General features: G+C 39.3%; 11 protein-coding genes and 1 pseudogene. 9 read left to right on the top strand and 3 right to left on the bottom strand.

Annotated elements, in window-relative coordinates:
• Positions 1-420: 420 nt before the first annotated feature.
• From IM319_RS21825 to IM319_RS21795, 7 genes are all read left to right on the top strand, one after another.
• On the top strand, positions 421-630 hold the full coding sequence (locus tag IM319_RS21825) for a hypothetical protein (protein WP_002738788.1): 210 nt from the start codon (positions 421-423) through the stop codon (positions 628-630).
• 11 nt (positions 631-641) lie between these two features.
• The gene (locus IM319_RS21820; RefSeq protein WP_287736904.1) at positions 642-881 is read left to right on the top strand and encodes a type II toxin-antitoxin system RelE family toxin; all 240 of its coding nucleotides are present in this window, start codon (positions 642-644) and stop codon (positions 879-881) included.
• A 105-nt stretch (positions 882-986) separates the two neighbouring features.
• A complete protein-coding gene (locus IM319_RS21815) occupies positions 987-1,208 on the top strand; it encodes a hypothetical protein (protein WP_002780223.1) in 222 nt (73 codons plus the stop codon).
• A complete protein-coding gene (locus tag IM319_RS21810; RefSeq protein ID WP_287736902.1) occupies positions 1,205-1,618 on the top strand; it encodes a type II toxin-antitoxin system VapC family toxin in 414 nt (137 codons plus the stop codon). Before IM319_RS21815 ends, IM319_RS21810 begins: the two co-directional genes overlap by 4 nt.
• Entirely contained in the window at positions 1,597-1,779 is a 183-nt protein-coding gene (locus IM319_RS21805; protein ID WP_287736900.1) for a tetratricopeptide repeat protein, read from the top strand. The genes IM319_RS21810 and IM319_RS21805 overlap by 22 nt, the downstream gene beginning before the upstream one ends.
• Before the next feature lie 332 nt (positions 1,780-2,111).
• Entirely contained in the window at positions 2,112-2,375 is a 264-nt protein-coding gene (locus IM319_RS21800) for a type II toxin-antitoxin system Phd/YefM family antitoxin (protein WP_002762167.1), read from the top strand.
• On the top strand, positions 2,375-2,629 hold the full coding sequence (locus tag IM319_RS21795; protein WP_287736898.1) for a type II toxin-antitoxin system RelE family toxin: 255 nt from the start codon (positions 2,375-2,377) through the stop codon (positions 2,627-2,629). The genes IM319_RS21800 and IM319_RS21795 overlap by 1 nt, the downstream gene beginning before the upstream one ends.
• A gap of 293 nt (positions 2,630-2,922) precedes the next feature.
• On the opposite strand, the gene IM319_RS21790 is transcribed toward IM319_RS21795, so the two are convergent.
• Both IM319_RS21790 and IM319_RS21785 read right to left on the bottom strand, forming a co-directional pair.
• Complete coding sequence (locus IM319_RS21790) at positions 2,923-4,116, bottom strand: Coenzyme F420 hydrogenase/dehydrogenase, beta subunit C-terminal domain (protein WP_287736896.1); 1,194 nt, start codon at positions 4,114-4,116, stop codon at positions 2,923-2,925.
• Positions 4,117-4,231: 115 nt separating this feature from the next.
• The gene (locus IM319_RS21785; RefSeq protein ID WP_287736895.1) at positions 4,232-5,149 is read right to left on the bottom strand and encodes a histone deacetylase family protein; all 918 of its coding nucleotides are present in this window, start codon (positions 5,147-5,149) and stop codon (positions 4,232-4,234) included.
• Positions 5,150-5,309: 160 nt separating this feature from the next.
• On the opposite strand from IM319_RS21785, the gene IM319_RS21780 reads away from it, so the two are divergent.
• Positions 5,310-6,179 carry an alpha/beta fold hydrolase gene (locus tag IM319_RS21780; protein ID WP_287736894.1) on the top strand — a complete coding sequence of 290 codons (870 nt, stop codon included), beginning with the start codon at positions 5,310-5,312 and terminating at the stop codon, positions 6,177-6,179.
• Between the two features lie 79 nt (positions 6,180-6,258).
• A pseudogene (locus IM319_RS21775) lies at positions 6,259-6,768 on the top strand (glycosyltransferase family 2 protein); the annotation flags it as partial.
• Here the strand turns inward: IM319_RS21775 and IM319_RS21770 are convergent.
• Entirely contained in the window at positions 6,683-6,889 is a 207-nt protein-coding gene (locus tag IM319_RS21770; protein ID WP_425185341.1) for a hypothetical protein, read from the bottom strand. The pseudogene IM319_RS21775 and the gene IM319_RS21770 overlap by 86 nt on opposite strands.
• Positions 6,890-6,909: the final 20 nt, after the last annotated feature.

The raw sequence follows: 6,909 nt of genomic DNA, 5'->3' as shown, positions 1-6,909 counted from the left end.
TTTTCAAATCAGGATTTAGTAAAACCTAGTAACCCACCAACTATCATCGACTGTGGTTGATGTGATGGACTATGTTTAGGGACCTAGTTAAGAGTGGATTAGAGATGAAGATTGATTGAATGAACCAATCATAGTCAATCACATAATTACATCAATCATAGTTAAGACCATGGGAAAATAGCGTCTGCATACGCACGGATTTTCCATTATGAATATAATGTCATGTCAAGTCGCCTTTGTCAAGAGAAAATTTGACAACATCCAGATTTAGTAAAACGTAGTTAGACTGCAAAAATTTCTGCTTTAACTTCAAGCTAACAATCCGTCGTAACGCAGCACCTATCATCGACTATAATTGAATTAATCACTGATAACTGATTACTGATTACTGATAACTGATAACTGATAACTGATAAAGCTATGACACTCAAAGAACAACTAATTAAAGAAATCGAGCAGACACCTGACACCCTTTTGACTCAATTACTTGACTTTTTGCTCTTTATCAAAGAACGACATACTGAAATAGAAATTACAGAAGAAGAGCAAGCTAACATAATTGCTTCTGAATCAGCTTATCAAGCAGGAGACTATCTAACCCTCGAAGAATATGAGGCAACCCAAGCGTAAACTACAGAGTTATTATTCCGAAACCAGTTCAAAAACAACTAAACAACTTACCCAAACAACAACGCGAACGCTTAATTACTGCCATTAGACTACTTATCGATACACCTCGTCCTAGCGGAGTCAAGAAACTCAAAGGATATGATGACACCTACCGAATTAGAATAGGGGATTATCGCATCATTTATAGAATTCAAGATAAGGAAATGCTTATTATCATATTGAGTAGTATTCATCGAAAAGATGCTTATTGAACCTCTCAGTAGATGGGTGTAATTAAATATAAGATAAACGTAGCCCTTATAGTATAATTATGGAATGGACTATAATTGAATTAATCACTGATAACTGATAAAGCTATGACACTCAAAGAAGAACTTATTAAAGAAATTGAAACAACTCCCATTTCTTTGCTACCAGAAATCCTGCATTTTGTCCAATCTATAAAAACAAAACATCCAGACGTTGACTTTATGGAATTTGCTGGTATGGCAGCAGATATAGAAAATACTATGCAAGAGATTGTCGAAGAAGCAGAAGCTAATCGTCAACTCGATTTAAAACGGATAAATGACTTATGAAACAAGCATTACTTGATACCAATATCCTCTCTTATTTTTTACGAGGTAATCCCCCAGTAATTGAACAATTCCGCATCTATCGACAACACTATACTTATGTATCGTTTTCAATCTTTACCTATTACGAGATTAAAAGTGGCTTATTGTATAAAGATGCACGAAATCAACAACAACAATTTGAACGTCTTGTAGAAGTCAGTGAAGTAATTGCTTATAATCGTGAAATTAGTGATATAGCTACTCAAATATACGTTAATCTTAGAATAAAAGGACAACTAATTACCCCGATTGATTTGTTTATTGCTGCGACTGCTATTTATTGCGATTATACTCTGATTACAGCTAACATTAAGCATTTTCAAAATATTCCCAATCTTAGTTATGAAAATTGGTATCTTTCAACAACCTAGAACTATTGTACTACTTCCAAGTCAGGTACTCAGAAGCGGAACCTCTCTATCTAGAAGCGATTAATATTTTCAGGGAAAGATTAGGGGAAAATCATCCCCATACCCAAACCGTTTATCAGAATTATCTGATGATGTTATCGCAATTACCCGAAGCAGAATGAAGATGAATTAGAGTTTAAATGCTTCGGAAAAGAGGGTCTGTAGGCGCACGGATTTTCCATTATACATATAGTATCATGTCAAGTCGCCTTTGTCAAGAGAAATTTTGACAAAATCCAGAAAAACGTTATTGTAGGGGTAATTCATGAATTACCCCTACACCTATTACCTAGTCCAGTAACGCACCACCACCATTGACAGTGATTGGAATGATTGAATGATGGACTACAATAATGGATAATTATAGGAGGATGCTGCCTGGACTGTGATTAGGAGAGATTGTTAAATCCCTACAATAATTTTCATTATTTCATCATCAAAAAAAGGATTAATTATGATCAAAAAAATTAAAATCGCCGATGCTCAAACCGATTTACCAAGTCTCGTTAAATCGGTTACGGAAGATAACAAAATTTATGCCATTGAGAATCAGGAAGATTCTGTAATTTTGATTTCCCAAAAAAACTATGAAAGTTTACAAGAAACCATCGAATTACTATCTATTCCCGATTTAAGAGAAAGCTTACAACTATCTCTACAGCAAATTAATGAAAATGAAACCTATTCTTTTGAGGAAGTTTTGGGAGACATTGATTAATGGTTTATGAAGTCAGATTTACCAAAGAAGCCAAAAAAGATGTTGATAAGCTAACCCCTAAACTCAAGAAAAAACTGAAATCAATTATCCAAGATACCCTGAGTATTTCTCCTTATAGGGGCAAAAAATTAGTAGGAGATTTAACGGGTTTCTATTCAATTCGCTTAAGTTATCAAGACAGAATACTTTACACCATTAATGATGAACAGAAGTTAATCTATATTCATCGGACTAAAACCCATTATGGCGAATAAGCTAGACCTTGAAAATTCGTGAAAAGAGGGTCTGTAGGCGCACGGCTTTTCCATTATGAATATAATATCATGTCAAGAGGCTTTTGTCAAGAGAAAATTTGACAACATCCAATCTATAAAAACAAAACATCCAGACGTTGACTTTATGGAATTTGCTGGTATGGCGGCAGATATAGAAAATACTATGCAAAAGATTGTCGAAGTAAGGGCGAAGCATTCGGACGATAACCTATCGCTGAAACCGTAGATTTCCTATCTGAATGCTGCGCCCCTACTTTTTCCGCATACCCTAATTAATCGGGCAATTTATACTGTTCCACAATCTTTTTAGCATATTCAGGAACATGGTTCGCTAATTTTTCAGGATAATTACGTTTAACATAAAGGTAATTACGGGTAAAGTGAGAATCGATGGAAAAGCGAGCATATTCTAAACCTTTAGGCCCGATTTTTTCAATTACTACTCCCATCATTTTTGCCGCCCACATCGGCAAGGTTACACCTTTATCGTAGGCAGGAATGCTATTTTGTACCGCCTGTTTTCTATCACCACTAGACATAACATCTTGGGTATCTAATTGGTCTTTAACTAACTCTAACATTTCCTTGCCCGTATCATTACGAACGACAATCCATTGCCAGCCAAAAGGCGCGCCCATATAGCCCACAACTAAATCGGCAAGGGAGTTAACATAATCAAAACAAGTCATACAGGAAGGGGCAAAAACATCCTTTAATTTATTAGTCTTTAAGCCAAAAAAGGGAACCATTTCGATCGAGCCGTCTTCGTGTTTAAAGTGTACCCGAAAATCCTGCATAAATTCGTAATGAACCACGGTTTCTGGGGAACGACTGGTAGTTTCTAGAAACTTTTGCAGTCCTGAGCGGGTGACATTATCGACGCAGGGAGTTCCTAAGACATACAATTTTTCTAAGCCTAATTTTTTTTCTACTGCTCTTAGGGCTTGAATTTGACAACCAACTCCGATAACTAATAACCGTTTCATGCCCGATTTTTCAATTTCTTCTAGGACTGATAAATTGGGAGAAAGAGTCGGTTTATTAACTTTAGCGGCAAGGATTTCTTCAGTGGTACGGGCGAGAATCGGTTGCGGTTGAAAGCGATCCTCGGCGGTATTCTGCACACAAACCACCCCTTCTACCAAACCACGATCGAGCATTTCACAGGCAATTGTACTGACAATTCCTGTCCATTGCGCGCCGGGAATAGCTTGTTTTTTCTTGGCAGCCATCATCTCTTGATGAACACCAAAATAGAGATCATTTTCCTGATTTAAGTCGCGACTTTTGCCGTGTGATGCTGCTTCTAAATCGGCGATTTGTTGATTTAGAAAAGCACAAGCTTCTTTAACATAGTGAATATAATAAGTGTCACAAAGTCCGCACTCGCTACACAATTCTTTGGCAGGACGACGACTATTGGGTTTGAGGGCTTTGGCTTTTAGGTGTGGCGCAAGGGAGGTCATAATCTTAAAAGGCAACTAGGTCAAGAGTTTTTTTCTATCGATCGTTTACCTTACCGCATTCGATCGCTTTGTTAGCAATCTTTTTAAAGAAATGTAACGATTACCTGGAATAGGATCAGAGCAAAGCTTCTAAGGTGGCGACGACGGAAGCCGCTAAAGCTTCTAAATCATAACCGCCTTCTAAGCCAAAAAGCAGCGGTTTACTGAGAGTTAAGAGGTATTTCGTTAAAATTCCATAATCTTGTGGTTGTAAACAAATGCCCGCCAGAGGATCCGCTTGATTGGCATCATATCCAGCACTAACAATCACTAAATCTGGTTGAAAATTTTTCAGAAAAGGTAGGACTTGCCCCTCAAAATGTTCTTGATAATCTTTAATGGTACTTCCCGCCGGTAAGGGAATATTCAAAACATTATCAAACTCCCCTTTTTCTCTCGCTTCTCCCGTGCCGGGATAAAAGGGGAATTGATGGAGGGAACAATAGGCAATCTGGGGATGATTTTCGACTATATCCTGGGTGCCATTGCCGTGATGTACGTCCCAATCAAGAATCGCTACTTTTTGCACTCTTTTGTTTTCTAAAGCATAATAGGCGGCAATAGCAGCATTAGAAAACAGACAGAAACCCATGCCATAATTAGAAGTGGCATGATGCCCGGGAGGACGGGCTAAAATAAAGGCAGGATCGCCGGTGGATAAGACTCGATCGACTCCATCTAACCAGCCACTAACCGCTAGTAACGCCACATCGTAACTACGGGCAGAAACGGGAGTATCTGCATCCAATCTTCCACCGCCCCGTTGACAAATTCGCCGCAATCTATCAACATAATCTTGATTATGAACTTGTTTAATCAAAGGGATTACTTCGTCACGAATTTCGATCGGTGTCGGTAAATGCCATGTTAATTTTGACTGCCATTCTGTTTGTTTTAAAGCGGCGACAATTGCCGTTAAACGCGCCGCTTTTTCGGGATGGTAAATACCTGTATCGTGATCGAGAAATTCATCGGAATAGATAATCGAGATCATAATCAAATTACTGCTTAACTCGTTGGTTTTTGAGCAACCCAATGGTTTTAATCTATCAGAAAAGCAGCGGCTTGAGGGGCTATAGTGAAAAAACTTTACTGATTGGGTCACTTTGGCCGGATGATGCAATTATCTTTCCCTAAGGTGACAGGAAGCAAAAATGCTGACAAATTTTCGGAAATTTCAGCTAGAAGTTAATGGCATTACTATCAATGGTATCAAAGGTGGGCGCGGTTTTCCGCTGCTTTTGCTCCATGGTTATCCCCAAACCCATCAAATGTGGCATAAAATTGCCCCCCGATTAGGGGCCAATTTTACGGTTATCGCCACGGATCTGCGCGGCTACGGGGATAGCGATAAACCCTTACCCCTAGAGGATTCTAGCAATTATTGCAAGCGAGTCATGGCCCTCGATCAGGTATTGCTGATGGAAAAATTGGGTTATCAGGAGTTTTATCTGATCGGCCACGATCGAGGGGCGCGAGTTTCCCACCGTCTCGCCCTTGATTTTCCCGAAAAGGTCAAAAAACTCGTTTTACTCGATATAGCCCCAACGCTGGCGATGTACGAGGCTACCAATCAAACTTTTGCTACTGCCTACTATCATTGGTTTTTCTTGATTCAGCCTTCCCCTTTTCCTGAAACCCTGATCGCCGCTAATCCCGATTATTATCTGCAACATTGCTTGCAAAGTTGGGGGCGAGATTTTAGCGCTTTTACAGAGGAAGCTTTGGGGGAATATCAGCGTTGTTTTCGAGATTTGAGGACAATAACCGCCACCTGTGCCGATTATCGGGCTGCCGCTACCATCGATTTAGAGCATGATCGTCAGGATTTAGACCGGAAAATTTCCTCCCCCCTCTTGGTTCTTTGGGGAGAAAAAGGTTTCATTGCGCGTCAATACGATGTGATCGCTCTTTGGCAGCAGCGAGCTAATCAAGTCACTGGACAGGCGATCGCCAGTGGTCATTTTTTACCGGAAGAAGCACCGGAAGAGACGGGACAGGCGATCGAGGATTTTCTTCAATAAGTAAAGATATTGACAGCATAATTCTCCCAGTTAGGAGTGAGATTTTTCAATCAATTACCGATCAAATATTATTATGCAAATGCTAAAATATTCCCTGATTGTCCCCATCTATAACGAGGAAGAAACTATTGCCGAACTATATCGCCGGGTGAGTGCCATCATGAATAATTTAGATGGGGAGGTAGAATTAATCCTAGTAAATGATGGTAGTAAAGATAGTTCCTTAAAACTGCTGCGACAACTGCACAAAGCTGATTTTCGAGTGTGTTATATCAGTTTCGCCCGCAATTTTGGTCATCAAGCGGCGGTGACAGCTGGACTTAATTTTTGCCGAGGACAAGTAATTATTGTTTTGGATGCCGACCTGCAAGATCCGCCCGAATTAATTCCCCAAATGATTGAAAAATGGCAAGAGGGGTATCAAGTAGTTTATGCCCAAAGAACCAAAAGAAAACAAGAAAGTTGGTTTAAAAAACTGACGGCCTATCTCTTTTATCGTTTGCTTAAAAGACTAGCCGATGTGGATATTCCCACCGATACAGGAGACTTTTGTTTAATGGATCGTCAGGTAGTAGATCTATTAAATTCTGGTTCTTCGTTACTTGGTATGGTTCGATAGGGGGGCATAAATTGACTAAATCCTTATCTGGCAAGAGACTTAATTGATTAGTTCGCTCTAGATCAAAAACAATTGACAAAAATCGCCAAATGCCTTTCTACATAAGGGTTC

It is taken from the genome of Microcystis sp. M113S1, assembly GCF_020246945.1.
Classification (GTDB): domain Bacteria; phylum Cyanobacteriota; class Cyanobacteriia; order Cyanobacteriales; family Microcystaceae; genus Microcystis.
This window is presented reverse-complemented; position numbering and strand designations above follow the sequence as displayed.

Excerpts from the sequence above, each read along its gene's own strand:
- IM319_RS21825 (WP_002738788.1), top strand. The coding sequence starts at position 421 with ATGACACTCAAAGAACAACTAATTAAAGAAATCGAGCAGACACCTGAC.
- IM319_RS21815 (WP_002780223.1), top strand. The coding sequence starts at position 987 with ATGACACTCAAAGAAGAACTTATTAAAGAAATTGAAACAACTCCCATT.
- IM319_RS21810 (WP_287736902.1), top strand. The coding sequence starts at position 1,205 with ATGAAACAAGCATTACTTGATACCAATATCCTCTCTTATTTTTTACGA.
- IM319_RS21800 (WP_002762167.1), top strand. The coding sequence starts at position 2,112 with ATGATCAAAAAAATTAAAATCGCCGATGCTCAAACCGATTTACCAAGT.
- IM319_RS21795 (WP_287736898.1), top strand. The coding sequence starts at position 2,375 with ATGGTTTATGAAGTCAGATTTACCAAAGAAGCCAAAAAAGATGTTGAT.
- IM319_RS21790 (WP_287736896.1), bottom strand. The coding sequence starts at position 4,116 with ATGACCTCCCTTGCGCCACACCTAAAAGCCAAAGCCCTCAAACCCAAT.
- IM319_RS21785 (WP_287736895.1), bottom strand. The coding sequence starts at position 5,149 with ATGATCTCGATTATCTATTCCGATGAATTTCTCGATCACGATACAGGT.
- IM319_RS21780 (WP_287736894.1), top strand. The coding sequence starts at position 5,310 with ATGCTGACAAATTTTCGGAAATTTCAGCTAGAAGTTAATGGCATTACT.